The organism is Algoriphagus antarcticus, from assembly GCF_002150685.1.
GTDB lineage: Bacteria > Bacteroidota > Bacteroidia > Cytophagales > Cyclobacteriaceae > Algoriphagus > Algoriphagus antarcticus.
On record NZ_MSSW01000010.1, the window covers coordinates 38,425 to 63,103 of the forward strand.

At 41.2% G+C, this 24,679-nt stretch carries 22 protein-coding genes; 9 read left to right on the forward strand and 13 right to left on the reverse strand.

Annotated elements, in window-relative coordinates; translation table 11 throughout:
• Positions 1 to 8: 8 nt before the first annotated feature.
• Positions 9 to 1,499, forward strand: coding sequence for a RagB/SusD family nutrient uptake outer membrane protein (locus BVH04_RS06155; RefSeq protein ID WP_086540536.1), 1,491 nt, complete (start codon positions 9 to 11; stop codon positions 1,497 to 1,499).
• Positions 1,500 to 1,873: 374 nt separating this feature from the next.
• Here the strand turns inward: BVH04_RS06155 and gloA2 are convergent, their stop codons facing one another.
• From gloA2 to BVH04_RS06190, 7 genes are all read right to left on the reverse strand, one after another.
• Positions 1,874 to 2,263: an SMU1112c/YaeR family gloxylase I-like metalloprotein gene (gloA2, locus tag BVH04_RS06160; RefSeq protein ID WP_086540538.1), complete on the reverse strand. Its 390-nt coding sequence runs from the start codon at positions 2,261 to 2,263 to the stop codon at positions 1,874 to 1,876.
• Between the two features lie 10 nt (positions 2,264 to 2,273).
• Positions 2,274 to 4,394 carry a S9 family peptidase gene (locus BVH04_RS06165; protein WP_240510845.1) on the reverse strand — a complete coding sequence of 707 codons (2,121 nt, stop codon included), beginning with the start codon at positions 4,392 to 4,394 and terminating at the stop codon, positions 2,274 to 2,276.
• 10 nt (positions 4,395 to 4,404) lie between these two features.
• Positions 4,405 to 5,424: a PDDEXK nuclease domain-containing protein gene (locus BVH04_RS06170; RefSeq protein ID WP_086540540.1), complete on the reverse strand. Its 1,020-nt coding sequence runs from the start codon at positions 5,422 to 5,424 to the stop codon at positions 4,405 to 4,407.
• A 32-nt stretch (positions 5,425 to 5,456) separates the two neighbouring features.
• Positions 5,457 to 6,764 (reverse strand): D-alanyl-D-alanine carboxypeptidase, encoded by a 1,308-nt coding sequence (locus BVH04_RS06175; RefSeq protein ID WP_086540542.1) that lies wholly within the window; start codon positions 6,762 to 6,764, stop codon positions 5,457 to 5,459.
• 77 nt (positions 6,765 to 6,841) lie between these two features.
• A complete protein-coding gene (locus BVH04_RS06180; protein WP_086540544.1) occupies positions 6,842 to 8,254 on the reverse strand; it encodes a SusD/RagB family nutrient-binding outer membrane lipoprotein in 1,413 nt (470 codons plus the stop codon).
• 20 nt (positions 8,255 to 8,274) lie between these two features.
• Entirely contained in the window at positions 8,275 to 11,367 is a 3,093-nt protein-coding gene (locus BVH04_RS06185; protein WP_086540546.1) for a SusC/RagA family TonB-linked outer membrane protein, read from the reverse strand.
• A gap of 443 nt (positions 11,368 to 11,810) precedes the next feature.
• On the reverse strand, positions 11,811 to 14,054 hold the full coding sequence (locus BVH04_RS06190) for a sodium-translocating pyrophosphatase (RefSeq protein ID WP_086540548.1): 2,244 nt from the start codon (positions 14,052 to 14,054) through the stop codon (positions 11,811 to 11,813).
• Positions 14,055 to 14,464: 410 nt separating this feature from the next.
• On the opposite strand from BVH04_RS06190, the gene BVH04_RS06195 reads away from it, so the two are divergent.
• Positions 14,465 to 15,076 (forward strand): HD domain-containing protein, encoded by a 612-nt coding sequence (locus tag BVH04_RS06195; RefSeq protein ID WP_140160536.1) that lies wholly within the window; start codon positions 14,465 to 14,467, stop codon positions 15,074 to 15,076.
• A 5-nt stretch (positions 15,077 to 15,081) separates the two neighbouring features.
• On the opposite strand, the gene BVH04_RS06200 is transcribed toward BVH04_RS06195, so the two are convergent.
• Entirely contained in the window at positions 15,082 to 16,017 is a 936-nt protein-coding gene (locus tag BVH04_RS06200; RefSeq protein WP_205635804.1) for a serine hydrolase, read from the reverse strand.
• Between the two features lie 173 nt (positions 16,018 to 16,190).
• Here BVH04_RS06200 and BVH04_RS06205 point away from each other — a divergent pair, with 173 nt between their 5' ends.
• Positions 16,191 to 16,889 (forward strand): response regulator transcription factor, encoded by a 699-nt coding sequence (locus BVH04_RS06205; protein ID WP_086540552.1) that lies wholly within the window; start codon positions 16,191 to 16,193, stop codon positions 16,887 to 16,889.
• Between the two features lie 9 nt (positions 16,890 to 16,898).
• Complete coding sequence (locus BVH04_RS06210; protein WP_086540554.1) at positions 16,899 to 18,350, forward strand: sensor histidine kinase; 1,452 nt, start codon at positions 16,899 to 16,901, stop codon at positions 18,348 to 18,350.
• A gap of 411 nt (positions 18,351 to 18,761) precedes the next feature.
• Here the strand turns inward: BVH04_RS06210 and BVH04_RS06215 are convergent, their stop codons facing one another.
• From BVH04_RS06215 to BVH04_RS06230, 4 genes are read right to left on the reverse strand one after another with little or no spacing between them, the layout of a single operon-like run.
• The gene (locus BVH04_RS06215; RefSeq protein ID WP_086540555.1) at positions 18,762 to 19,220 is read right to left on the reverse strand and encodes a DM13 domain-containing protein; all 459 of its coding nucleotides are present in this window, start codon (positions 19,218 to 19,220) and stop codon (positions 18,762 to 18,764) included.
• Positions 19,221 to 19,224: 4 nt separating this feature from the next.
• Positions 19,225 to 19,854, reverse strand: coding sequence for a Crp/Fnr family transcriptional regulator (locus BVH04_RS06220; protein ID WP_086540557.1), 630 nt, complete (start codon positions 19,852 to 19,854; stop codon positions 19,225 to 19,227).
• A 3-nt stretch (positions 19,855 to 19,857) separates the two neighbouring features.
• Positions 19,858 to 20,775: a hypothetical protein gene (locus BVH04_RS06225; RefSeq protein ID WP_169714369.1), complete on the reverse strand. Its 918-nt coding sequence runs from the start codon at positions 20,773 to 20,775 to the stop codon at positions 19,858 to 19,860.
• Positions 20,759 to 21,208 (reverse strand): DM13 domain-containing protein, encoded by a 450-nt coding sequence (locus BVH04_RS06230; RefSeq protein WP_086540561.1) that lies wholly within the window; start codon positions 21,206 to 21,208, stop codon positions 20,759 to 20,761. Before BVH04_RS06230 ends, BVH04_RS06225 begins: the two co-directional genes overlap by 17 nt.
• 117 nt (positions 21,209 to 21,325) lie before the next feature.
• Here BVH04_RS06230 and BVH04_RS06235 point away from each other — a divergent pair, with 117 nt between their 5' ends.
• From BVH04_RS06235 to BVH04_RS06245, 3 genes are all read left to right on the forward strand, one after another.
• The gene (locus tag BVH04_RS06235) at positions 21,326 to 21,619 is read left to right on the forward strand and encodes a hypothetical protein (protein WP_116116434.1); all 294 of its coding nucleotides are present in this window, start codon (positions 21,326 to 21,328) and stop codon (positions 21,617 to 21,619) included.
• Positions 21,620 to 21,700: 81 nt separating this feature from the next.
• Positions 21,701 to 22,075 (forward strand): DUF4174 domain-containing protein, encoded by a 375-nt coding sequence (locus BVH04_RS06240; protein WP_262481357.1) that lies wholly within the window; start codon positions 21,701 to 21,703, stop codon positions 22,073 to 22,075.
• Between the two features lie 106 nt (positions 22,076 to 22,181).
• Positions 22,182 to 22,418, forward strand: coding sequence for a hypothetical protein (locus tag BVH04_RS06245; protein WP_086540565.1), 237 nt, complete (start codon positions 22,182 to 22,184; stop codon positions 22,416 to 22,418).
• A gap of 129 nt (positions 22,419 to 22,547) precedes the next feature.
• Here BVH04_RS06245 and BVH04_RS06250 read toward each other — a convergent pair whose 3' ends face one another.
• Positions 22,548 to 23,006: a GlcG/HbpS family heme-binding protein gene (locus BVH04_RS06250; protein ID WP_086540619.1), complete on the reverse strand. Its 459-nt coding sequence runs from the start codon at positions 23,004 to 23,006 to the stop codon at positions 22,548 to 22,550.
• Positions 23,007 to 23,123: 117 nt separating this feature from the next.
• On the opposite strand from BVH04_RS06250, the gene BVH04_RS06255 reads away from it, so the two are divergent.
• Together BVH04_RS06255 and BVH04_RS06260 are read left to right on the forward strand one after the other, a co-directional pair.
• A complete protein-coding gene (locus BVH04_RS06255) occupies positions 23,124 to 24,224 on the forward strand; it encodes a Gfo/Idh/MocA family protein (protein WP_086540620.1) in 1,101 nt (366 codons plus the stop codon).
• Between the two features lie 246 nt (positions 24,225 to 24,470).
• Positions 24,471 to 24,650, forward strand: coding sequence for a histone H1 (locus BVH04_RS06260; protein ID WP_086498438.1), 180 nt, complete (start codon positions 24,471 to 24,473; stop codon positions 24,648 to 24,650).
• Positions 24,651 to 24,679 lie beyond the last annotated feature (29 nt).

A 24,679-nucleotide genomic window follows, 5' to 3' on the forward strand; every position in this document is an offset into this window, starting at 1 on the left:
AACGACTTATGAAAAAGATATTAAATAAAATAGCAATACTAGCTCTGGTTATGAGCTTTGGTTGCGCAGATGATTACCTAGATACAGCACCAACAGATGCCGTATCAGAATTGGCGGTGTTCTCGACAACACAAAATGCATTTTCTGCATTGAATGGTATACATAGATCACTTTTCATCAGATACGATAGCCAGGGTCAGCCTGGAGAGGGTGGTGTAATGATCATGAGAGAAGTCCTAGCAGAAGATGTGGTTATGACTGGTATTGCCAATAGCTGGTTTGTAGGAACCACAAGATGGTTAACTCACCGAAATGAAAATGCGGGTGATGTTCGTTTTGTTTGGAGATTTTATTACAAGGTTATTGGAAACGCCAATTTGCTGATCGCAAATATTGATAATGCCGTAGGGCCTCAGACTCAAAAGGATGAGATCAAGGGTCAAGCTTTAGCTTATAGAGCTTGGGCTCATTTCAACTTGGTTCAGCTTTTTGGTGAGCGATACAAAATGGGTGGAGGTAACACTCAGTTAGGTGTGCCTATCGTATTGGAACCAATCACTGAAGGTGGAGCTAGAAATACAGTCGAAGAAGTCTACACTCAGGTCAATACAGATATCGATGAAGCTATTGCGCTTCTTGATGACGCCAGAAATGCAAAATCTCACATTAATATCAATGTAGCGAAGGGAATCAAAGCTAGAATTGCACTAACCCAAGGCAACTGGGCTACTGCGGCAACTCTTGCAAAAGAAGCTCGCGCTGGATTTGAATTGATGAGCGCTAGCCAGCTTTATGATGGATTTAATGATGTATCCAATCCAGAGTGGATCTGGGGAAGTCAGCAAATTGATGACCAGGGTACATTCTTCGCTTCCTACTTTGCTTACATGTCAGTGAATTTTAGCTCTACTAATATTCGTGGTAATCCTAAGGCGATCAACAGGCTGCTTTTCGATAAAATCACGGCTACAGATGCTCGAAAGGGACTTTGGGATCCTAATGCTGCGAATGCTACGTTGAGAGATCCTTTCATTGACCAGGTTACTTTGAGCAACTTTGCGAAAAGAAATTTCATGAATCGTAAATTCGTTGCACAAGCAAATGCTTCTTCTGTAGGTGACGTTCCTTACATGAGAACTTCGGAAATGTATGTATTGGAAGCGGAGGCATTGGCCCGTGGCGGAAATGCTTCAGGAGCAGCTGGAGTATTGTTTGAATTTGCTTCACAAAGAGATCCCGAATATGTTTTGTCTACCAATACAGGGGCTGCGTTGATCGAGGAGATCATGACGCAGAGAAGAATCGAGCTTTGGGGTGAAGGATTTAGATTCTATGACTTGAAAAGACTTGATCTTCCTTTGGATAGAACTGGCTCAAACCATGTTGAAGCTGTAATTTCCGGTAAACTCACGGAGCCTGCCGGTACAATCAACTGGCAGTGGCAAATTCCAATTGCTGAGCTAAATGCAAATGATCTAATGGTTCAAAACCCATCTTAATTCATAATCTAAATTTGGTTTGTAATAGAAAGCCCGGGGATATTTCCTCGGGCTTTTTTGTGAAATTCTATTCAACACAGAGTAGTGGTAATGAAAGATTTTTCGTCCTTAAATCCCAATTCTAATGGATTTGAAATAGCACCAGAGGTGCTTTTGGTATGTAGCCCGAATATTCAACACCTTTCTGGGTTTTGGCCGAAAAGACGCAAGTCGGAAAAATGAGAGTTCACTAGAACGTATGGGTAGTTATTTTTTCACTACATAGAAAACATAGTCACATAGGATCAAATAGAAATATCTATTTAAACTATTGATTTCAATTGACATGAAATAGCATCAGAGGTTTCTTTCATTCCATTTTTTATCCCATGATCTCATTCCTCATAAAACTCAATCGGCAAATCATCTGGATCAGCGATAAATGTGAATCGCTTTCCTGTGAATTCATCCACTCGAACTGGTTCAGCAGCTACCTCATGTTCGTTTAAATGATAGATACATTCCTCCAGATTTTTCACTGAAAATGCCAAGTGCCTCAATCCAACTGCTTCTGGCCTGGATACACGATCCGGCGGTGAAGGAAAAGAGAACAGCTCAATAATATAATTCCCATTCAGACTCAAGTCTAACTTGTAAGATTTCCTTTCCTTACGATAAACTTCTCTGATTATCTCAAGTCCCAGAACCTCAGTATAGAATTTTTTGGAACGCCCATAATCCTTGCAGATGATAGCAATATGATGGATGTATTGTAATTGAATCATGCAAATCCCTTTAATCCATCAAATATTTTTTGAGAAAATCAGCAGTAGCCTGATCCACTTTGATCATGTTTGACCACTTCATCCAATGATGTGTATCGCCAGGAATGAGAATGGATTGATAGGGTTTGCCCAATTCCTCAAATCTTCGGATCAAATCAGCAGTTTGACTTACGCTGACATTTCGATCATCGTCCGCATGAATAAAAAGTACTGGAGACGTCCAAGTTTCCAAATCTGCAATTGGCGAAGATTCCCACGCAATCTTTTTGGCTTTGTCTAAATCAGGAGCAACTTCATAAGTTTCTGGCAGATCATATCGACCATCCAGATCATGAACTCCATGTATATCGACGCCAACTTTAAATAAATCTGAATCTCTTGCCAAAGCCAATGCAGTTAAATATCCTCCATATGAGCCCCCGTAAATTCCGATTCGATCTGCATCGACTTGTGGAAGAGCTGCAAGGAATTCACCTCCTGATTTGATGTCTTGGTATTCTACTGCGCCTTGGTAATAGCCATTTGCAGGACGGTGGAATTCATAGCCATAACCAATGCCCAATCTGTAATTCACCGAAAGTACCACGAATCCAAGTTCGGCTAGATATTGATTCAGAGCATAAGTATTGGAGTAATAATCCATATAACTCCAACCCAAAAGCATCTGACGCTGAGGCCCACCATGGGCAAAGATGATTCCTGGCTTTTTATTCGGCCCACCTTCTTTTTCAAATAGCTGTCCATAGACCGTGGTGCCATCTGGAGCAGTGAACTTCACTTGCTTGGGGACTACAAGAGAAGCTTGAGGGAAATCAGCTGGGATAATGGATTCTTGTAAAAGTTTGGTATTTGCTCCGTCATTCACTGCAATCAGGTGTGAGCGCTGTGCCGTAGCACTGAAATAGGCGGTTGCGCCTTCTTTCCCTATCCATACCGGGTATGCTTCGATTCCTTCGCCGCTTGTTTCCCAGGTTAATTGTTTGCTGGAAATGTCTATTGTGCCTATATGCCTACGATCTAAATCCTGAGGTTGTGGGCCAGTATTTCCTGAGAAAATCAGCTTTGATTTATCTGAATTCATTTTAATTTGCTCCACCATATAATCACCAGGCGTGAGTAAAGTAGTTTTCCCTGAAGCTATGTCGAGAGAATACAAATGCTGCCAGCCATCTTCATAAGATTGGAAAACCAAATTACCATCTGCACTGAATGAGAAAAACGGATAAGCGTATGAACCTCTAAGCGTTTCGGGAGCTTTCCAGAGTTTTTTTGCAGTTCCGTCTGTAGCATCTGCAACCCAGATTTCCCACGGAGTATGTGTGGGTGCTAACACTGGGAAGGCTGCGCCTTTTCCACCTTGCAGTCTTATGAAAGCAATTTGATTTCCATCAGGCGACCATTGAGGTAGAGCATCTCTGTGAAAGGAAGGGGCGATCCATTGGATGGAAGTTGAATCATCCCGATAAATCCCTACCAAAGAATGCGATCCACGGTTAGATACAAAAGCCAGTTTAGAACCATCAGGTGAATACTGAGCATAATTTACATTTCCCTTTACTTCAAAAAGCTGAGATGGATTAGAGGAACTTTCCATATCCACTGTCCATACTTGTCCTCCTTTGAGGTAGCCTAATTGATGAGGAGAGCCGACGAAAGGGTCATCTGCTTTGGTGATAGCTTCGGTTTTACCTTCGGCAAGATTGATTTTCCAGATCTCGACTTTTGGGAGTTCAGGTAGGTTTTGCGCATTGACTGTGGAGGAAGAATTGCCGCCTCCATGATCTCCACCTCGCACGAATACCAACCATTTCCCGTCTGGAGTGAATTGCAAACTACTGATTTCCTGTCCGTCGTCTTCGTTGAATTCAGTAAGTTGTTTAGGTTCAAAAGTAGGGCCTTCTGCATAATAGATATTCCGCTTTCCCTGTTCGTTCATCGCCCAGGCTAGTTTCTCGCCAGAGGGAGAGGAGGTGAGCTCCGAAGGAAAGCTAAACTTTCCGACTTGCTCCATGGTGAAGGATTGGGAGTGGAGATTGAAGGGTTGGAAGTAAATGGTGAAAAGAAGGAGGTAAATCGGAAAATGGGAGATCGTGTTTTGTTTGGCTAAAAATCTCATGGTTTTATTATTCATAGTGGGAGGATTAAGTGTTTGATTGTTGGTGCAGAACTTTTTCTAGTTCATTGGCAAGAGATTCTTTATCAGGTAGGAACAGCTGGTATTTGCTGACAAATAATTGATTACTGATATTTTCGGTGGCATATTCTACTAAAATCTGATCCTTGTAAGCGCCAAGTACAATACCGATTGGAGCGTTGTCTCCTTCTGTGTTTTCCTCTTTTCGGAAGTAATTGAGATAGAGGTTCATTTGCCCAATATCTTGATGGTCAATTTCTCCCCGTTTCAAATCAATGAGTACAAAGCATTTTAGAATTCTGTGATAAAATACCAAGTCAACAAAAAAATGTCTGTTGCTAAGCGTGATCCTGTATTGTCGACCTATGAATGCAAAGCCTTTCCCCAGTTCGAGCAGGAAGTTTTGAAGATTGGCTACTAACCTATTTTCCAAATCGCTTTCTGAAAAGGTCATTGGGTCGGGTAGGCCGGGAAATTCAAAAACATATGGATCTCTGAGTAAATCTTTTGGATTCTGGATTTCGCTTCCTTTTTCAGCTAGTTTTAATACGGCATCTTTGTCTTTGGATAGTGCCAATCGGTGAAAAAGCATACTTTTCATTTGCCTTTTTAGTTCGCGGACACTCCATTTTTCCTTTTCACATTCCTTCGTGTAAAAGCTGATTTCAAGGGCATTATCTGCTTTAAGAATTTCACAAAAATGACTCCAACTCAATTGTCCAGACACTGTCTGGATTTTTTGAAATTTCAGGAAAAACTGCCTAATCAGAAATAGATTCGACCTACTAAAACCTTTTCCATACTCTAAAGTCAAATCCTTGGAAAGTCGATCTAAAACAGAACTTCCATATTCGGATTTCTCATTGCCACCTTGCTCAAACTCTACGATATGCTTGCCAATATGCCAGTAGGTTTGGACGAGAATAGTGTTGACAGCTCTGCCAGCATTTTCTCGTCCGAGAATCAATAACTCCCCAATCTGGCTTTTAAGCGTTTCGTAGTTGTTCACGTCTGGATTCCCGCTCATGTTTACGGCCTGTTTAATTTCATCAATGGAATTTAGTACTTATCGTGTATGTAATAAAGTACTTTGGTTAGCTCAGTTTTAAGTTCGGACCCTGAAATGGCATAGTTGTTCATCAAGCAGGAGAAATGCAGGATTTTGCCGCTTTTGGTAACTAAGTAGCCACTGAGTGCATTACTCATTGAGAGTGTCCCCGTTTTGGCGTAGATGTAAGGAGGCTGACCAGGGTCTGAAGGATACCAATTTCGTATCGTCCCTGATTCACCGCCTGCTGGGAAATAAGCTTTGATTTTCTCCAAAGGAACTTCCGCTCTGATCTTCCCAAGTAAAGCGATGATACTCCTAGGTGTGAACATATTCTTGGCAGAAAGGCCCGATCCATCTACCCAAATTGGTTCATCAGGTAAGTCTGCCAAAAGATTTTCCTTTGCATAAGCAATGGCATCAGCAGTGCTTAGTTTGTTTTCTAATTGGTCTGAAACCAGTAGCAAAAGCTGCTCCGCAAGGAAATTGTCAGAGATTTTCATCATCTGAGAATAGATGCTATCAGCTGAGGCAGTAAGTAACTTTTTAGGTTCTTCTGTGAAATACTCTGAGTTATTGATTACGGTTATTTCCCTTCCTATTTCCTCTGAAAGTAGTTGGGCTGCGAAATCTGCTGAGGTAATAAATGGAATATCCGTTTCAAATCTTTTGTCAGAGGCCTCAGTTGTCACAAAGTATTTAAACTTGTTTTCAAGATGATCTCTTCGAAAGCTTGAGCTTGAGTTGCCTCTTGGCTGAGTTTCTACTAAGGAAGAAGAGAATCGGGTAGGGTATATGCTGAAAGTGCTATCGCCTTCTTCTTTTGCGAAGCGCACAATATCGCCATAAAGTGGCAAAGCAGAGCGCTCTGCCGCATAGTAGGAGTTGTACCAATCCCATGACCAGCCTGAGCCGAATGCGTCCACCTGATCAAAATTATCCAGCAGATAGAGCTGCTTTGTTTGACTTTTCAAAAAATCCACGGCTACTTCATTCTTCAAATCTGGATGCAAGAGACTCGGATCACCGGTACCCCAGAAAATAAGTGAATCTCCTTTTTCAAGGTAGTTCAAGCCATTTACCAAACTATCACCTAAGACGGTATAGGATGTGTAAAATGTAAATAGTTTGGTATTGGAAGCTGGAATAAAATACTTGTCTGAATTGATATCCACGAGTACTTTGTCCTTATCTGGGTCAAGGAGCATAAAACCCAAATGACCCTTGTCGAAGACTTCAGAATTGGTGAGGGATTTGTTGATGCGCTGAACAGTGCAGGAACTGAGGACAATTAGACAGGCAAGTAAGAGTTTTTGCATCGTGATTTTTTTACAATTCAATTTAAATAAAAAAGTCTCCCGCTTAGATGCAGGAGACTTTAAAAGAGATTTAAAGGTTATTGATCCCACCAAACTCTGTCAAGCAAGGATACGCTCGGTACGTTTGCACCGTTTCTACTCACTTCGCTATCAGGATAAGCCAATCTTCTGATTAAACTTCCGCCAAGATTTGGATTGAGATTAGCCGGTGGGCTAAAGTCTTTGTAAGCGTAATCAAATCTTCGGGCATCGTTCCAAGTCTCAGGATGCAGGAACAAGGCAACCCACTTTTCTTTGAAAATCAAATCCATAGTCAAGGCTGAAGCTCCTACCGCCACACTTGGTGCTGTCAAGTAGGCTGTTTTAGCAACTGTGGTCACTCCCAACATATCCATGTGGGCTTCGATTCCATTCAAATAAGCCTGATAAGCTCTAGGCTTATCCGTGGCAAAAGCTGCTTCTGCTTCGATAAATTTCAACTCTGAGAAAGTCGATATCAAAAGCGGAGAAACAGTCCTAGTGTAGAATTGATCTTCGATCAGTGTGGATCTGGCTCCTTGCTCTGGTGCATTTCCTCTGCCTGCGCCGTTTTCTGTACCCACAAACTCGCCTGCATCTGTAGTGCCGATCATCAATGGGAGACGTGGGTCAACCACTGGATAAGAAGTGCCATCCAATGCCTCAATAAATTGCTCCGAAATCCATCCACCCAATAGTAAGGCCTCATTATTAATGGCGATCTGAGCCCAAGGATTGAATCGCTGCTCGAAAAAGATCACCTCTGCATTATCAGCATTCGAAGTAAAGCCTGCCGCAGCGGTAGCCAAAACTTCCGCAGCGCTGAAACCTGAGCCGCCATTGGAATGAATCAAATACCTTGCTTTCAATGTGTGTGCAAATTTGATCCAGGTAGGTATGTCGCCTCCGTAAATGAAATCATCAGCACCGATAGAAGTCTGCGAGGTTGCCCGAAGATTCGCTATTCCTTGATCCAGTAGACTGATCACATTGCCATAAAGTACTTGATCATCGTCATACTTTGGTGTAACGGTGGTGAAGTTGAAGCTTTCAGAGAATGGCACATCTCCGAATAAATCCACAGTCATGCCTAAGTTCAGAGCCAACAGTACTTGACCTGCTCCCAGGTAATGAAGCGAACCAGCTTCTTCTGCTTTAATGTTCATCTCATTCAAGTCAGTCATGACATTGTATAAGCTGAACCATGTTCCACTAAAATTTAAAGGTTCCATGGTATCCGAACCACTATCCGGGTTGGGTGACGCTAAGTATTGCACATAGTTGCTTACCGCACTTCCGCTCCTAAACACGTTGAGAGAAGTCTCATAGGTAATATTGGTCATCAATCCTGAGATCGGTGCATCCACTGGACTATTGGGGTTGGTATTTACATCAAGGAAACTCTCACAAGCCGAAGCCGAAAGGACTAAGGATGCGCCCAATATTGATCTTATTTTATTATGTAATTTCATATTTCTGATTTTTTAGAGGTTTATAGTCCCAGATTTAGGGTGACGAAATAACTCTGCACACCCGGAAATCCAAGTCCGGTAAATCCTACGGCATTGCCGCCTGCACCTGCTGAAAACGACTCCGGGTCAAATCCGTCCCAGGGAGTATAAAGCAGAATATTGTTAGCTGCAATTGACAATCGCGCGGTACGGAATGGCGTACGCTCTATAAGTTCCGGACTGAGATTGTAAGCCAGTGTGATGTTTCTCAACTTGATAAAAGTGGCATCATTTACGAAGTTTTCAGAAACACCTCTTACCGAATTTCTCCAATATCCCGCACCGTAGTTTACGCCATCAGGTCCCACGCCTTGGCCCAAAAACACAGGCTTCTCGTTTTGTTCTCCGTTTGCCAATACGCCAGGGAATACTATAGTCTGGTCTCTTCGTTCTGAATCTTCTTGCTTACCGAAAGCAGAAAGGAAGTTGCCAAACTGATTGTATTGCTCTAAACCAGATCTGAAATCGACTAGGAAGGAAAATTCAAAACTTTTATAAGAAAATTGATTGCGAATTCCTCCAAATAGCTTTGGTACTGCATTTCCCAAGATCAATTGATTTCCATTTCTTGCTGGAAAACCATTTGCCCCAATCAACTGTGGAAGATCACGATCTAGTGTTTCGGTGCCTTCCACTGCGCCAGGTCTTGTGTAGGAGCTTCCGTAGATATTTCCATAAGCTTGGCCTTCTTTTAGAATCATAGTCACGGTGGACCCTACATATCCAAACTGGCTACCGATCACTATTTGATCGATTCCCTCACGGATTGCTTTTACCTCATTTCTGTTCGTGGTGAGGTTGGCACTGACATCCCATCTGAAGTCGCCACGCTCAATAGGTGTACCGCCAACTACGATTTCCCAACCCTGATTTTCGATCTCACCTGCATTGGTAATGTACGAAGAGAAGCCAGTAGCATCTGATATCGGTACAGGGATGATTTGATCTCTTGAATTTGACTTGTAGTAGGTGACATCCAAGTTTGCTTTGTTATTGAAAAAAGCAAACTGAGTTCCGAACTCTATAGAAGTAGTCAATTCTGGTCTAAGGTTTGGATCGCCGAATACTGAGTTTTTGGAGAATCCGACTTGCCCATTTAAAGGAAACACAGACGGAGCTACGAAGAATGCGCCCAAGACGTGCGGATTGGTATCCTTACCTACCTGTGCCCAAGAGGCTCTTAACTTTCCAAAGGTAACCCAACTCGGAAGCTCGAAATTTTCACTGAATACATATCCTAAATTCACTGAAGGGTAGAAGAATGAATTATTATCCGTTGGCAGAGTAGAAGAGATGTCGTTTCTGCCGGTCACGTTTAAGAAAATGAAATTCTTATAATCGACCATCAAATCCCCATAGAATCCAACCAATCGTCGATTTGATTTTAATTGACCTGCAAAAATTTGAGTGGTATTGCTCAAGTTGTAAAAACCGGGAATAACGAAGTCCTCTCCGGTGGCAGTCACTCGGTCGAATCGTCGCTCGAAGACGTCATTTCCAACTCTCAGTTGGGTATTCCAGTTTTCATTCCACTGCTTTTTGAGTGTGATGTAGAAGTTTGAAGTCAGGTCACGGCTGTTGATTCGAGTTTCCTCTATTCGACCTAGTGGATCAAGTGCTAGCGAGCCATCTATGCCCATTGGACCTGGTGTGATTTCTTCTCTGCTGTCGCTAGAGAAGTCAGCACCTAATCTGTAAGAAAAAGTAAGCCAATCTGTTGGGCTATAATTGAAGTTGACATTTCCAATGACCCGATTCACATCATCCTCATACGTGGCGAATCTTGCATCATAGATTGGATTCGTATTCCCGTAGGTTTTCATGGTGCCGTCTTCGTTGATGTAGTCGCTTACATCTGTAGTCTCCGACCAGTACATCATTCGCTCCAAGAATCGATCGTGCGGTACCCGGTTACCCCCAGAGTTGGTGAAATTAATTGATCCTGAGAAGTTGAATTTCTCGCTGGCTGTTACCGTACCGGAAAGCTTGGCAGTAGTTCTACTCCAAGTCGAAAAAGGAATAATTCCTTCCTGATCCAATCGTCCAAATGAGCCGTAGAAGGTGGCTTTGTCGCTTCCCCCTGATACGCTAAGGCTATTGTCTATAAGTGTTCCTGTGTTGAACGCTTTATTCCAGTTGTCCTGATAGACGTAGTTTGGGTCATTTTCCTCGGCAATATTTGCTCCCCAAGAAGGCCAGAAACTATTTTCCTGTCTTGCACCACTGAATCCTTGACCATATTCATCTTGAAGTCGAGGTTTTTTGACCAAGTTGTCAAAACCGACGGAGCTATTAAAATTCACTCGTATTTCTCCGGCTTTTCCTTTTTTGGTGGTGATGATTACCGCTCCGTTTGCAGCTCTGACACCATAAAGCGCTGTGGCTGCCGCTCCCTTAAGAACAGACATCGTTTCGATATCGTTAGGATTTATATCTGCAATCCGGTTGGTCATGCCCCTAACAGCTCTATCATCTGCCGCCTCTGTGGTGGAGTTATCCACCGGCACACCATCCACTACGAAGAGTGGCTGATTATCAGCAGAAGGGTCCAGCGAGTTGATTCCTCGGATGATGATTCGGGCAGACTGGCCTGGAGCTCCTCCAGAGCTGGTCACTTGCACTCCTGCCACTTGCCCTTGTAGCGCATTGACCACATTTTGTTGCCGTGTGGAGGTGATTGCCTCAGAGTCTATACTCTGAGCAGCATATCCCAAGGATTTTTTCTCCTGAGATATACCAAATGCCGTTACGATAAATTCATCCAGATCAGATGCGGATGTAGCTAAAACTACATCAAGGGTAGTTGCAGAGCCTACTGGTAGACTTTTTGAATTAAAGCCTATAAAAGAGAAAACCAACACTGCATCTGCATTTGGGACATCGATGCTATAATACCCATCGATGTCAGTGACAGTGCCGGTACTGGTACCTTGGATCAAAATACTTGCCCCGGGAAGTGGTTCCCCATCCTCCTGGGCAATGACTTTTCCTTTTACAGTTTGCTGAGCGTAAAGCGGTACGCTTGCCAGAAACCCCAAAAGAAAAAGCAATGTCATTGCGTAGTTTTTCTTCATGTGTTTAGTTGTTTATAGTTTATCAATTGGTTTTTAAAGATGTGTTGCAATTCCTTGCATGATTTTTAGATAGGTAAACTGCAAGAAATTTGTAGGTCAAATGATTTAATCATTGGTGATTAGTTAAATACTGTGTTGATATGCGCCGTTACTTTTATCCATTTTCAGCCAAATGAATCAAAATCAATCACTTCTTACTGTTTGATAATGCCATCAATTCATAAATTAAGTATAAATGATCATTTATTTAAATTTTTTTAACTTGATTTTTGTCAGATTGATAATAATTTGCACCAACTCAAATAATATTTGTCCTTGCGTTTTTTTGCAGTATTTTATTTTGAATACAAGCAATAGTAAGCTAATCAGCTGTAGCTGAGTTCAAAAAAAAAGACTGCCTTGAGTTAGGCAGTCTTTCCATATGAGGAAAAAGTGTGTGTTGGTTAATTCACTTTTTTTATTTCTGTGATCGTTTCAGTCACTACTTTTTTTCCGTCTTCATACTTAATTTCTTTTTTGATCTCTACTTTCTCAGACATTCCTTCGGCCAGGGGTCTTTGACTGATATGTGGTGCAATAATCAACGCAACGATAGACATCAATTTGATCAGAATGTTCATAGATGGTCCGGAGGTATCTTTGAAAGGATCACCTACCGTGTCACCTGTTACTGAAGCTTTATGTGGTTCAGATTTTTTGTAATACATCTCACCATCAATTTCAACACCTTTTTCAAAAGATTTCTTCGCATTGTCCCATGCGCCACCGGCATTTGATTGGAACATTCCCATCAATACTCCGGAGACTGTCACGCCAGCGAGTAATCCACCAAGCATTTCTGCGGAGGAAACTTGCTCAAATACATCTTGGAAACCAAAACCTATTATTAGAGGAGTGATCAAAGCAATAGCTCCCGGAAGTAGCATTTCACGAAGAGAAGCCTTAGTGGAAATTTCTACGCATTTTTCATATTCAGGCTTGGCTTTGTATTCCATGATCCCTGGGATTTCACGGAATTGGCGTCTTACCTCATTTACCATGTCCATTGCTGCTCGACCTACAGCAGCAATAGCCAAGGAAGAGAAAATGTATGGAATCATACCGCCTACAAATAGAGCTGCCAATACTGGTGCTTTGAAAATATCAATCGCATCAATGCCGGCCACGCCAACGAATGCCGCGAATAATGCTAGGGAAGTCAATGCAGCTGAAGCAATGGCAAACCCTTTTCCTGAGGCCGCGGTAGTATTACCTACAGCATCCAAAATATCCGTACGATCTCTCACTTCCTTTGGAAGCTGGCTCATCTCTGCGATACCACCTGCATTATCCGCGATAGGTCCGAAAGCATCAATGGCAAGTTGCATAGCCGTAGTGGCCATCATACCTGCTGCCGCAATCGCTACTCCATAAAGACCTGCAAAAGCATAAGATCCCATGATACCACCTGCCAAAACTAGAATAGGTAGAACCGTAGATTCCATTCCTACAGCAAGACCTGCGATGATATTAGTCGCGTGACCTGTTGCTGACTGTTGAATAATAGATTTTACTGGACGTTTGCCCATTGCAGTATAATATTCGGTGATAATACTCATCAAAGTTCCCACAACCAAACCAAGGATAATTGCATAGAATACGTCCATCCTGGTGAAGTCATAGCCTCGAATCGACAAGGTCTCTGGAAGCATATATTTCACTACAAAAAATGAGGCAATGCCAGTGAATACAATTGATGACCAGTTACCCATGTTCAAGGCATGCTGAACATCCCCTTTATCATTTTTGATAGTCACAAAGAACATTCCCATGATAGAGAATACGATTCCCAAACCAGCCAACACCATTGGGAGTAGGATAGGGGCAATACCTCCAAAATTATCAATCGAAACAATCTCACGTCCCAACACCATAGTAGCAAGGATCGTAGCAACATAAGAACCAAACAAATCAGCTCCCATTCCAGCAACATCACCCACGTTATCACCCACGTTATCTGCAATTGTTGCAGGATTTCTCACGTCATCTTCAGGAATCCCAGCTTCTACCTTTCCTACCAGGTCAGCTCCCACATCAGCAGCTTTGGTATAAATACCTCCGCCCACACGTGCAAAAAGTGCAATTGACTCAGCACCTAATGAAAAACCTGCAAGTACTTCAAGTGCTTTTTCCATTTCTAAGCCATTCACTCCAGCACCTGGACTGCTGAGTACATACATGTTGTAAAACAGAATAAAAAGTGAGCCAAGACCCAATACTGCTAATCCAGCTACACCAAGTCCCATTACAGAACCTCCAGTGAACGATACTTTAAGGGCGTGTTTCAAGCTAGTTCTGGCTGCTTGAGTGGTTCGCACATTCGCTTTGGTGGCAATATTCATCCCTATATATCCTGCCAAAGCTGAAAGAACAGCTCCTATAAGAAAGGAAACAGCGATAACTGGACTGGATGTCTCCACAGACATTCCTGACCATACCAAAAGAATCACTGCAATGACCGCAAAATAGCTTAGGACTTTCCATTCTGCTTTTAAAAATGCCATGGCTCCGTCCGCTATATAGCCCGCAAGCTCCATCATGTTTTTGTCACCCGTTTCCTGCTTGGTTACCCAGGCGGATTTAATGGCCATCACGATGAGGCCCACCAGTCCCAACGCAGGGACCACATAAATTAAAGCTTGTTCCATAAAGAAAGTATGTCGTACTGTTAATTTTGAAAATGTTAATTGAGCAAATATATAACTTCTCATTTACCGACCTATTGAGCATTATTATTGTTTTAATCGCTGTAATTGCAGAATTTATTAATGATTGTGCAATAAATTCGTCGTTTACTTTCAGCTTCTCCCTACAATACCTTAGATTAATTAAAATTTGGCAATTTTAGAAAATGTGGTGATTGGCCAAATCTTTAAAGTTCTTGGTAATTTATAAGGGCGCTAAAAAGCTGCACTTTGGGATAGAAATGTAGATGGTGATACTCAAGTCTGAGTGATAAATATTTTAAATAACTAAAATTCAATTGTTTAAAGCTTTTGAAGTCAATATAAACAGTAAATTAGTTGCAATAAAATTTTTAAAAATCACCCTGAAGCCTGTGGATATACATCTAGATAATTTTGAAAGCTCTATTAGAAAAATGTTTGTTGAGCGAATAAATCCTGACGTTTGCTATCACAATATTGACCATACTTTATCCATAGTAGATAAGGTGAGGGAGATCGGAGAATACAATCAATTGGATCAGGATCAGCTGGAGAATTTATTTTTTGCTGGCTGGTTACATGACGTTGGCTATTGGGATGGGGTGGCGCTGGATCATGAGGAAAGAGGTGCTGATTTTGCACGAATCTTTTTAAAGAGTTTTGGCATAGCTCAAGAAAGAATAGAAGCTATTTGTGGTGCCATACTTGCTACCAAAGTCCCGCAGCAACCTATGAATCTTATTGAATCAATAATTTGCGATGCTGATCTTTATCATCTGAGTTCAGATCAATGTTATACTCAAACTTTGCTGTTGAAGAAGGAATATGAGCAGCTAAACAACCAGCCTGTGGATCTTTTGGATTGGTTGAGAAACTCTGAGAAATTCATGATAGGTCATCACTATCATACAGATTATGCACTCAGGTTTTGTAAGCCAGGAAAGGATGAGAATCTAAAATTTCTTCAGTCGAAAATAGAAGAGCTGGCTAAAGCTGAGATTTGATTCCCTCAATAGCTTAGCCCTTCCAGATATTTTTCGAATCCTTCAGGTTGCAAATAAGGCTGAGTTGGGTTGAAGTGGTTCCAGATCAGATTGGAGATTTTTCTAGTCAGAACCCATACTTCATTGTCATGATCCCATCTTTGATCCTTATTGTTTTTAGTGAAAATAGCACAGACATAATCTCCCTGTGGCGAATTAACCAAAAACACCTCTGATCGAGACGCATCAACCATTCCTTGTTTGCTTGCCACATTGATCCCTGCCGGAATTCCAGCTAAAGCATAATCGGTGTAAAAAGTGTTGGATAGCAATCGGTACATCTGCTCGGAGGCAGCAGGACTGATTAATTCTTTGTTGTTTAACCTTTCAAGGATATCCGCCATCTCCTTTGGTGTGGTTTGACCCCAGCCGTATTTTTCCCAGATACTTTCTCTCCCAGGAGTGCGACTGTTTACTCTCGTATTATTATAGCCTAATTGCTCCATTACCTCATTTATTTGGGCACCTCCACCAGCAAGTGCCTGGTTCCAAAGTGAAGTGGTATTATCAGAATAACTGAGCATAAGGGCAATTAAAGTACTTAGATCAGTTTGGGTAGAATCCTTAAAAAACTGCATGATGCCCGATCCGCCATATTTGATTGAATCCCGATAAATAAGTGGCTCTCGGTAATGCAGTTCTCCTTTTTCTATCTTGTCAAAGACAGCCAAGAGAATGGGAATCTTCACAATACTGGCAGTAGGAAATATGGAGTCTGAATTGATTTCCACCGAAGCACCAGTTTTCAGATTTTTAATGTATATCCCGATATCTCCTTGAAAAGACATCGCCAACTCCCTTATAGAGGACTCTAATTGCTTATCAGTTGTTGTCTGAGCAGGTAGTCTAATGGAACATGCTAGAATGAAAGTCAATAAAATCAGCGTTCTTTTTATTGTCATAGTTTTTTATAGTTGAAGCCTTAAATATGTGAAATTCTGACGGCAACCAGCAAGTAATAAGTGCGTTGAATTTGATTTCTTCTATTTTTTAGGCTAGAATAACTACTTGAAAGTCTACCGTGATAGTTTCGTGATGATTAGATTATAACTTGATATATCACTTTATTTTTCAGATGAAAAAAGTACTTATAGTAGAAGACGATCCCAACATTAGCCAGTTGATTCACATTCATCTGAAGGATTTGGACTATGAAATAAAAGTAAGGAATAATGGACTGAAAGGGTTTGAAGAAGCTAATTCCCATCCGTATGATCTGATTATTCTGGATATCATGCTTCCGGAAATGGATGGAATTGCTATTTGTCAGCGACTTCGGGCGTTGGATAATTTCACGCCCATTCTCATGATTACTGCCAAGTCAGAGGAAATAGACAAGGTTATTGGACTGGAGTCTGGGGCAGATGATTACATCACCAAGCCTTTTAAGATCCGGGAATTCATCGCTAGAGTCAAAGCAATTATTCGTCGCCAAGATCAATTTGTTATGCTTGCTGCCAAAGACGTCAAGTTGATCAAATTTAAGTTCCTGGAAATTGATGAGAAAAAACGAAAAGTTCTGCTGCTCAATAAAAGAGTTGATTTGACACCGAAGGAGTTTGATTTGCTGGTTTTATTGGCAAAGAATCCTGGGAGAAGTTATTCTCGATCTGAGCTTTTGGAGCTGATTTGGGGCTATGATTTCTCTGGATACGAGCATACGGTCAATGCACATATTAACCGCCTTCGTGCGAAAATAGAAGCGGATCCTAACAACCCGATTTATATCCTCACCACTTGGGGAGTTGGATATAGATTTAATGATGAATTTTAATCAGCAACTATGAAAAGCCTATTCCTGAGAATTTCCTCAATCTTTATCTTGGTCTTATTGATTGTTGGCTGTTCATACGTTTTTATCACGGCAATCACTGCACAGCGATATTTTCAAGAGACTACTCAGCGATTAAATGCCACAGTGGCTGAATACATGATCGAAGAGGTAAACCCATTTGTGAATGGGGAAGTGAATGAGGCCGCGCTCGGAACAATTATGCATTCAATGATGGCTGTGAATCCCGGAATAGAAGTGTATTTGCTGGATCCGGCAGGTGAGATTCTGTCCTACGTGGTCTTGGATCAGCTGGTCAAACTCAAACGAGTGGATCTCGCACCGGTAAAAGACTTTATTGCTTCCAAAGGCGATTATTTTGTGATGGGGGATGATCCTAGGAATCCAGGTGAAAAGTCAGTTTTCTCCGCCACTGCAGTTTATGAGGATGATCAACTACTCGGGTATGTCTATATTATTTTGGCTAGTGAAAAATATGAAACGATCGCTTCTGGGGTTCTGGGTAGCTATTGGATGCAGCTGACTTTCAACTCTATTTTGATCACATTGGTAGTGGCTTTATTGATTGGTTTAGTCTTGATCGCTTGGTTGACGAGGCATCTGCGTGCGATTGTCAAAACTGTGGAGCGATTCAAAGATGGAGATCTGAATGCACGCGTTCCTGATTACAAGACTGACTCTGAGTTTGCTGTATTAGGAGATACATTCAATCACATGGCGGATAGAATTCTTGACAATATCGAGGAGCTCAAAAAAGCAGATAATCTCAGAAGGGAATTGATCGCCAATGTGTCGCATGATCTTCGAAATCCTCTTGCGATTATCAATGGCTACATAGAAACATTGCAGATCAAAGGTGATAGACTGAGTAAACAAGATCAGGATAAATACCTTCGGATCATTTCTGATTCTACAGATAAGCTAACGAAACTGGTTGCAGATCTCTTTGACCTTTCCAAACTCGAATCAGGCCAAATGCATGTGAAGCTGGAGCACCTTAAAGTTCAAGAACTGCTCTTCGATTCCGCTTTGAAGTACGAATTGCTCGCGCAAACAAAAGGTATTCAGATCACATCTCAGATTTGCCAAAATTTGCCAATCGTCAAGGCAGACCTTTCTCTAATCGATCGGGTTATCCAAAATTTGCTGGATAATGCTGTAAAGTATACGCCTCATGAAGGACAAATTCTCATAGATGCCTGTGCAGCTGATCATGGAGGTGTAAATATTAAAATTCGTAATTCGGGTAGTGGAATTCCGCAAGCTGAGTTGAATTCACTTTTCGATCGGTACTATATGGTCGATAAGGACCAACAGGGCGTTCAGGGTTCAGGATTAGGGCTTGCCATTGTGAAGCATATACTTGAAATACATGGCAGCGAAATCAAGATCCATTCGGACTCCGAAAGCTATACCGAATTTGAGTTTGATTTGACGAATTGATTGGCTGTTAAATTTCTAGGTCACTTTTTCAAAAAGGTTTCTCTTTTTTTTCAGAAAGGTTATTAAGCTCAATGTTTGCAAAGGCTTCGTCAAGGAACTCAAAGTAAATGTTAAATAATGCTTATTTACAAGAAAAAAAATGACATTTACTTTCCAGTTAGCAGACAATTTTTAAAGGAATTGAATCTCCGCTTTCTTTAAGATCAGCGAAAATCTACGGGTGATAAAAAAAGAGTTTTAACAAACCTGAAGGCTGCCAAAGGCGGGCAAGACCCGCCACAACGTGGCAGGTCGATACGCCCAAATATTGACCGATGACTACGGGATGACCCCAACTATATTTTAATTTTTTTACGTACTGGCAATGAAGCGAATAATCTTATCTGCTTTTTATCTAAGCTATCAGGAGTATCAATTCAATGGTGCAAAACCAAAAGGAATTGCTGCTGCACCGCACCAGATAATGCCATGTGTGAACTTGGCATCAGGAGCTCCTGAAATCGGGAAAAAATGCTCTCCAGCTTTTCCAACGATAGACACCAATTGGAATGATCCCGAAGTAGCTAACTGAAGTTTATCCGAAGTGGATAAGTAAACGGTAACAGTACCTGTACTAAACTTGGTTGTAAACTCATCTGTCAGACGGACGAAGTATTTACCTTCTGCATTGGTGACCACTTGCACCATTCCTTTGGTATTGGTGCTGCTTTGTGCGGTGAGTGTTCCTGTTTTCAATACAGTAACAGGACCAGTTACCGGGACTTCACTTACTGGTTTCATTTTGTCAGCATCTGCCATCGATCCGCTGTCGCAGCTAGTAAGGATTACTGCTACAATAAGCGATAGGCCTAGGTTAAAGAGATTTTTCATGATTTTATGAATTAAAGTTTGCAAGATTTCTAAATAAGATTCGATTTCTAGAGTAAGTAATTACTCCATTTTTTTTCAACGATGAAAGTGTCTTAGTTACTGTTTGGCGACTGGAATCGGTTAGCATGGCTAGTTCTTCGTGTGTAAGGTTTAGTTTCAATAAGGTCTCATCTCCAAAGCGTTTACCTAATTTTTGCGCCAGCTCCTTCAAAGTGAATTTTATTCTTCCCTCGGCATCCATCCAATTTAATCGCTCTAGTCTTTTTGTGATTTCTAAATTATAATTTAAAAGCTTATGGTGTAATTCAAGACCAATGACTGATTCTTGAAAATTTTGATTTGATATTTTTTGAATCATTGTTTCGTCTTCTATAGCTGTCGCGAAGGAGTTATTTCTTTTGAATTCCGATAAATTCGATTCACCCTCTCCGAATATCTCTCCAGGACTGATTATTTTCAGGATGGATTGAGCACCATTTGGAAGTGTTTTTTGAAGTTTGACACTGCCATTTTTGACCAGATAAAAGCCTTCAGAAACCTCACCTTGGCGATAGATGTTTCCTCGCTTTGGATAGTTTTTGAAACGGGGGAAAGCGATCTGAGTTGCTTCCCAATTTGTAGTTAAAGTAAGCATCGTTTATTTTCTTTCGTAGTACACACCGACACTGACCACCCCTGCCGAATACAGGTTTTTCCGGTCAAAAATCAGGTCATTAAAATTCCGATAGTTTATGCTCAAGTTGATCTTCTTGTAAACCGGCACACTTGCTCCAAAACTGAAGCTGGTATATTCAGTACCATCCCCACGCACAAAGTCAGTAGCAATCAATAAATCTCCGCCTACTGTTGCTAGTGCATTCAGACGGGCATTTACCCATACCTTTTGTGCAATATGGTAGCCGATTTCAGCACCTAAGGCAAATTGATCGCTGAATTGGACACCATCGTACTGTGTTCGCATATTGTATGAGGCGAAGATTGTTCCGTAGAAAGGTGCATTTGGTAAGGCAAAAGAGGAGGCAAGTGTAGACCAAACATTAAACTCTCCGTCACCCGAGGGAAGATTGATCTGCTCAAAGTCATTGATTGTACTTTTCGCAAAGTTGTTAGCTTTCCCAATCGGTAATTCCGGTGCAATTGAAATGCTCAATGGCAAGTATTTTTTCAAAATCGAATGCTTGAATTCTAGTCTCAAATCTCCTAAACCACTCACTCTTTCAGTGGTTTCAAAACCATTCCAGGTTTGAAGCGGAAGATTTGCGATGATTGTAAATCGATCGGTCACGCCGTATTCACCATAAAACACCAAGGATTGCTGCGAAAATTGATTCGTTTCCAACAGCTCACCACCTAAGGTGTAATAATCATTGGAATTCATCGATTGAAAGCTTAGCTGGTAAAAGCCCTCTTTCTTTCCCTTGGTCCAGCCACTTTGCGCAGCCGCCTCTGAAGGAAGTAAAAAACTCAACCCAAGACAAAACGCCAAGGGAAGAGCGGTGAAAAAACAACCAGTTCCAAATTTGTTGAAATGAGGCATGTTATCGGAGTTGCGCATTTCCAAAAGGAATTCCTACAGCTCCACACCATAAAATCACGTGAGTGTATTTAGCGGTGCTTGTTCCTGCTGGAATGGCAAAGAAATTTTCGCCTGCTGCTCTAACTGGCCCAAGAGCAAATAAGTTTGGACTACCTGTAGATGGACTTGCTACAAAAGTGTCTGAGGTTGAGAGGAATACAGTGACAGTTCCGGTCCCCAATTTAGTATTAAATGCTTGATTGAACTGGAGAAATTCCTTCCCTTGAGAGTCTGTACCTATCCCGGCAGTCCCCGTAGATCCAGAATTATTTTGATCCATAAAACTACCCATTCGCAATACATTGAGCGCTCCTGTAGGTCTTGTGGGATCGATTGTCACTGGATCGGTATCATCGGTGCAACTTACTAAGCCTAAAAAGGCTACATAGAATAATAGAATAATTTTTTTCATGATTTTATTGGTTTTTGTTTTAGACAAATTTGGGCTTAGGATATCACGAAAAAGTCACGAAATGTTAAACCTTTATGAGAAGATGAGTTTATTTTAAAAATCTTAAAAGTGAAACCTATGGAAAGCAAAAAGGAACTTATAGAGCGATTTTTGGCAACCGATCCAAAAACTTTTCAAGGGCAAACAGAATTATTGGCACTTTGGTATGACGGGAATGGAGATTGGGAAAAGGCTCATGATCAGGTGGATGGTCTGGATGGTAAAGACGCTGCCAGGATACATGCTTACCTACACAGAAAGGAAGATGATCAGTGGAATGCAGATTATTGGTATAGAAGAGCAGGTGAAGGAAGACCTGATTTTACCCTAGAGGAGGAATGGGTCGATTTGCTTGGTCGGTATTTGAAATAATAGAAGAAAGTCATAACCAAATGGAATAGTGATAGTTATATTCATATGAAGTCATCCATCTTACTTGCATACCTCTTTTTTATGATACCTCAGACAAGTAAAACTCTTGAAGACTTTCGGTGGAAAAACCGTTTGGTAATCATGAATTTTGAAAATCTTACATTAGACTCCCTTTTGGCGGGTTCCGAAAAGAAAATTGCGGAAAGGAAGCTTTTATTCGTGGGGTTTAAGAATGATAAATTTATTAAAACCTCCGGGGAAGATCAGATTGATCCAGCTGGATTTTTGAAAGTCCTTTCTCAAACTCGCCCTAATGCTGAATGGGTGCTTATAGGTCTAGACGGTGGAGTGAAAGCTACCGGAAACTATCAGGATTTTTCATTGCAAAAAATATACACACTGATCGATCAAATGCCTATGCGGCAATCAGAAATTGATCAAGACAACAGAGACTGAAACACGGAATGTCTGCTTTTTGATATGATAAATACCCTGTATAGGGTATGTTTTTCTATAGTATTCGTTGGTATTTTTGAGGTGTTAAAAAAACACAACAATATTCATGAAATTCTTTTACCTCTCTTCCATTCCCAATGACAATGGGCAGCATGAAGTACACGACCGCGAATGTGAGTTTATTCCTGATCCCTATGATCGGGATTACATAGGCCCTTATAACACATGTATAGAAGCGCTCAGAAAAGCCACGACTATGAAAAAGGAAGTTGGCTTGTGTAAGAATTGCTGTAGTTCAACGGCGCATGCAATCATTTCTAATCTAAATGATAGAAAAGGGTGATTTTTCAGATAGTAAGTTTTCTAAAGTTTTTTACCTGATCTTTCAATCAAATCTGTTTGTTGAAGGACATGCACCCCAGAGAGTTTTAAATCGAATGGGGTTTTTGTTTTCATTCGGGAAATGCTGGAATCAATAAGCCTCTAATCCAGCCGCTGCCACCACACCGTCCTGCGCCGAACTTGCACCGGAAATACCAATTGCTCCGACGATTATTCCATCTTTGAAAATAGGAAGACCACCTTCTATTGCCACAGCGTTTGGTAAGGTGGCTATTCTCGCACCACCTTCGCCTTTCATCATATCCTCAAAGACTTTAGTCGGACGTTTGAAGTAAACAGAAGTTTTCGCTTTGCCAAGAGCGACATCAATGCTGCCTATCTGTACGCCGTCCATTTTGCGAAGCGAGATGATATGTCCACCGGCATCAAGCACCACGATTACCATATTCCAACCTTCAGCCTTGGACTTGACTTCTGCAGCATCCGAGATGCGAGTAGCATCCTCTAGACTAAGATAGGGCTGCATATTGTTTTGGGCTTGGATGCAGAATGGCGCAAAGAGAAGAATAAGGAATAGTAGCTTTTTCATTTGGAGGTAATTTTAGGATAGATTTAATACATGACTGAATTTAATAATTTTTTGGAGGTATAGATGAAAGCATTATCTTGATCAGTATATTAATTTCAAATCCTTAACCTACAACCTATGAATTTTATCTCACGAAGAACCACTTTGAAATCTCTTGCACTTGGAGCAGGCGTAGGAATAATCTCACCTTTTAGTGTGTTGTCATCAACTAACCTCCGTAAAGAAAAACTCGGAGTAGCCTTGGTCGGCCTAGGTTATTATAGTACAGACTTATTAGCTCCAGCTCTGGAAAAGACAGAAAATTGCTACCTCGCAGGAATCGTGACTGGGACTCCATCCAAAGCAGCTGTATGGAAGACCAAATATAAGATTCCTGAAAAGAATATTTACAATTACGATACGTTCGATTCCATAGCTGAGAATCCTGATATTGATGTGATTTATATTGTTTTGCCTCCTTCCATGCATAAGGAATATGTGATTAGAGCAGCTCAGGCTGGGAAACATGTCTTTTGCGAGAAACCGATGGCAATGACAGTGGAGGAGTGTCAAGCTATGATTGATGCCTGCAAGCAAGCTGGTGTTTCCCTGTCAATTGGCTATCGCTGCCAGCATGAACCTAATACAAAAGCCTTCCAGAAGATTGTACAAGAGAAGAGTTTAGGGAAAGTGCTGGGCCTGGATTGCGCAGCTGGATATAGAGAAAATCGTACGGATCATTGGAAGCAAAAGCGTGAAATGGGTGGAGGCGTGATCTACGATATGGGAGTTTATTCTATCCAAGGCGCTAGGCTTGGTTCGGGAATGGAGCCAATTGCTGTGAATTCTGCTAAAGTATGGACAGAGCGCCCTGATATATACAAAAATGGATTGGGAGAAATTGTAGAAGCTGAATTGGAATTCCCAAGAGGAGTGATAGGTACAATCAAAACTTCCTTTGGGGATAATATGAATTTCCTCAATATCAAATGCGAAAAGGGAATGATAGAGATGGCGCCATTTTCTGCTTATGCAGGAAACAAAGGGGAAAGCCCACTGGGTGAAATAAATTTCCCTTTTCAGCAACCAATGGAGCAGGTTTGGCAAATGGATAATGATGCACAAACCATAATGGACAAAAAACCACAAGCCGTTCCTGGTGAGGAAGGACTTCGAGACATTCGTATAGTTCAGGCAATCCTAGAATCCGCTGAGAAGGGAAGAAAAGTTATGATATAAGTGCGTAGAAATTCTTTTTGGGCAATCAATAAGCCAATATGGGTAGAGTAGAAGCGTTTTTGGATGAATATTAAACTCAATTTTTGGCATGAAATGTTGCTGATAATTGAATAAACTGATCGTTTTAATGAAAACACCATTTTTTTGCACTAAAAATTAAAAATAAACGCCAAAAGACTTCTAATGGCACTATAAATGATGTTTATTGTACTCAAGTATATTTTATAACCAACCAATAAAACGATTATGAGCAGACACCAAGAAGTAAAAGATCTGGTCGATTCTTTAGAAGCAGACTTTGCAAAGTTCTACGAAAACGGTAACAAAGCAGCTGGTACTAGAGTAAGAACAGGTATGCAAGCCATCAAAAATCTTGCACAAGAAATCAGAGCTGAAGTTACAGCAAAGAAAAACGAGACTAAATAATTCAATTTAGTCTATTACTATAAAAGCCC

Excerpts from the sequence above, each read along its gene's own strand:
- BVH04_RS06230 (WP_086540561.1), bottom strand. The coding sequence starts at position 21,208 with ATGAAAAAAATTATTCTATTATTCTATGTAGCCTTTTTAGGCTTAGTA.
- gloA2 (WP_086540538.1), bottom strand. The coding sequence starts at position 2,263 with ATGATTCAATTACAATACATCCATCATATTGCTATCATCTGCAAGGAT.
- BVH04_RS06240 (WP_262481357.1), top strand. The coding sequence starts at position 21,701 with ATGATACCTCAGACAAGTAAAACTCTTGAAGACTTTCGGTGGAAAAAC.
- BVH04_RS06165 (WP_240510845.1), bottom strand. The coding sequence starts at position 4,394 with ATGAATAATAAAACCATGAGATTTTTAGCCAAACAAAACACGATCTCC.
- BVH04_RS06255 (WP_086540620.1), top strand. The coding sequence starts at position 23,124 with ATGAATTTTATCTCACGAAGAACCACTTTGAAATCTCTTGCACTTGGA.
- BVH04_RS06200 (WP_205635804.1), bottom strand. The coding sequence starts at position 16,017 with ATGACAATAAAAAGAACGCTGATTTTATTGACTTTCATTCTAGCATGT.
- BVH04_RS06180 (WP_086540544.1), bottom strand. The coding sequence starts at position 8,254 with ATGAAATTACATAATAAAATAAGATCAATATTGGGCGCATCCTTAGTC.
- BVH04_RS06260 (WP_086498438.1), top strand. The coding sequence starts at position 24,471 with ATGAGCAGACACCAAGAAGTAAAAGATCTGGTCGATTCTTTAGAAGCA.
- BVH04_RS06155 (WP_086540536.1), top strand. The coding sequence starts at position 9 with ATGAAAAAGATATTAAATAAAATAGCAATACTAGCTCTGGTTATGAGC.
- BVH04_RS06225 (WP_169714369.1), bottom strand. The coding sequence starts at position 20,775 with ATGCGCAACTCCGATAACATGCCTCATTTCAACAAATTTGGAACTGGT.
- BVH04_RS06170 (WP_086540540.1), bottom strand. The coding sequence starts at position 5,424 with ATGAGCGGGAATCCAGACGTGAACAACTACGAAACGCTTAAAAGCCAG.
- BVH04_RS06190 (WP_086540548.1), bottom strand. The coding sequence starts at position 14,054 with ATGGAACAAGCTTTAATTTATGTGGTCCCTGCGTTGGGACTGGTGGGC.
- BVH04_RS06175 (WP_086540542.1), bottom strand. The coding sequence starts at position 6,764 with ATGCAAAAACTCTTACTTGCCTGTCTAATTGTCCTCAGTTCCTGCACT.
- BVH04_RS06210 (WP_086540554.1), top strand. The coding sequence starts at position 16,899 with ATGAAAAGCCTATTCCTGAGAATTTCCTCAATCTTTATCTTGGTCTTA.
- BVH04_RS06205 (WP_086540552.1), top strand. The coding sequence starts at position 16,191 with ATGAAAAAAGTACTTATAGTAGAAGACGATCCCAACATTAGCCAGTTG.
- BVH04_RS06250 (WP_086540619.1), bottom strand. The coding sequence starts at position 23,006 with ATGAAAAAGCTACTATTCCTTATTCTTCTCTTTGCGCCATTCTGCATC.
- BVH04_RS06235 (WP_116116434.1), top strand. The coding sequence starts at position 21,326 with ATGGAAAGCAAAAAGGAACTTATAGAGCGATTTTTGGCAACCGATCCA.
- BVH04_RS06215 (WP_086540555.1), bottom strand. The coding sequence starts at position 19,220 with ATGAAAAATCTCTTTAACCTAGGCCTATCGCTTATTGTAGCAGTAATC.
- BVH04_RS06220 (WP_086540557.1), bottom strand. The coding sequence starts at position 19,854 with ATGCTTACTTTAACTACAAATTGGGAAGCAACTCAGATCGCTTTCCCC.
- BVH04_RS06185 (WP_086540546.1), bottom strand. The coding sequence starts at position 11,367 with ATGAAGAAAAACTACGCAATGACATTGCTTTTTCTTTTGGGGTTTCTG.
- BVH04_RS06245 (WP_086540565.1), top strand. The coding sequence starts at position 22,182 with ATGAAATTCTTTTACCTCTCTTCCATTCCCAATGACAATGGGCAGCAT.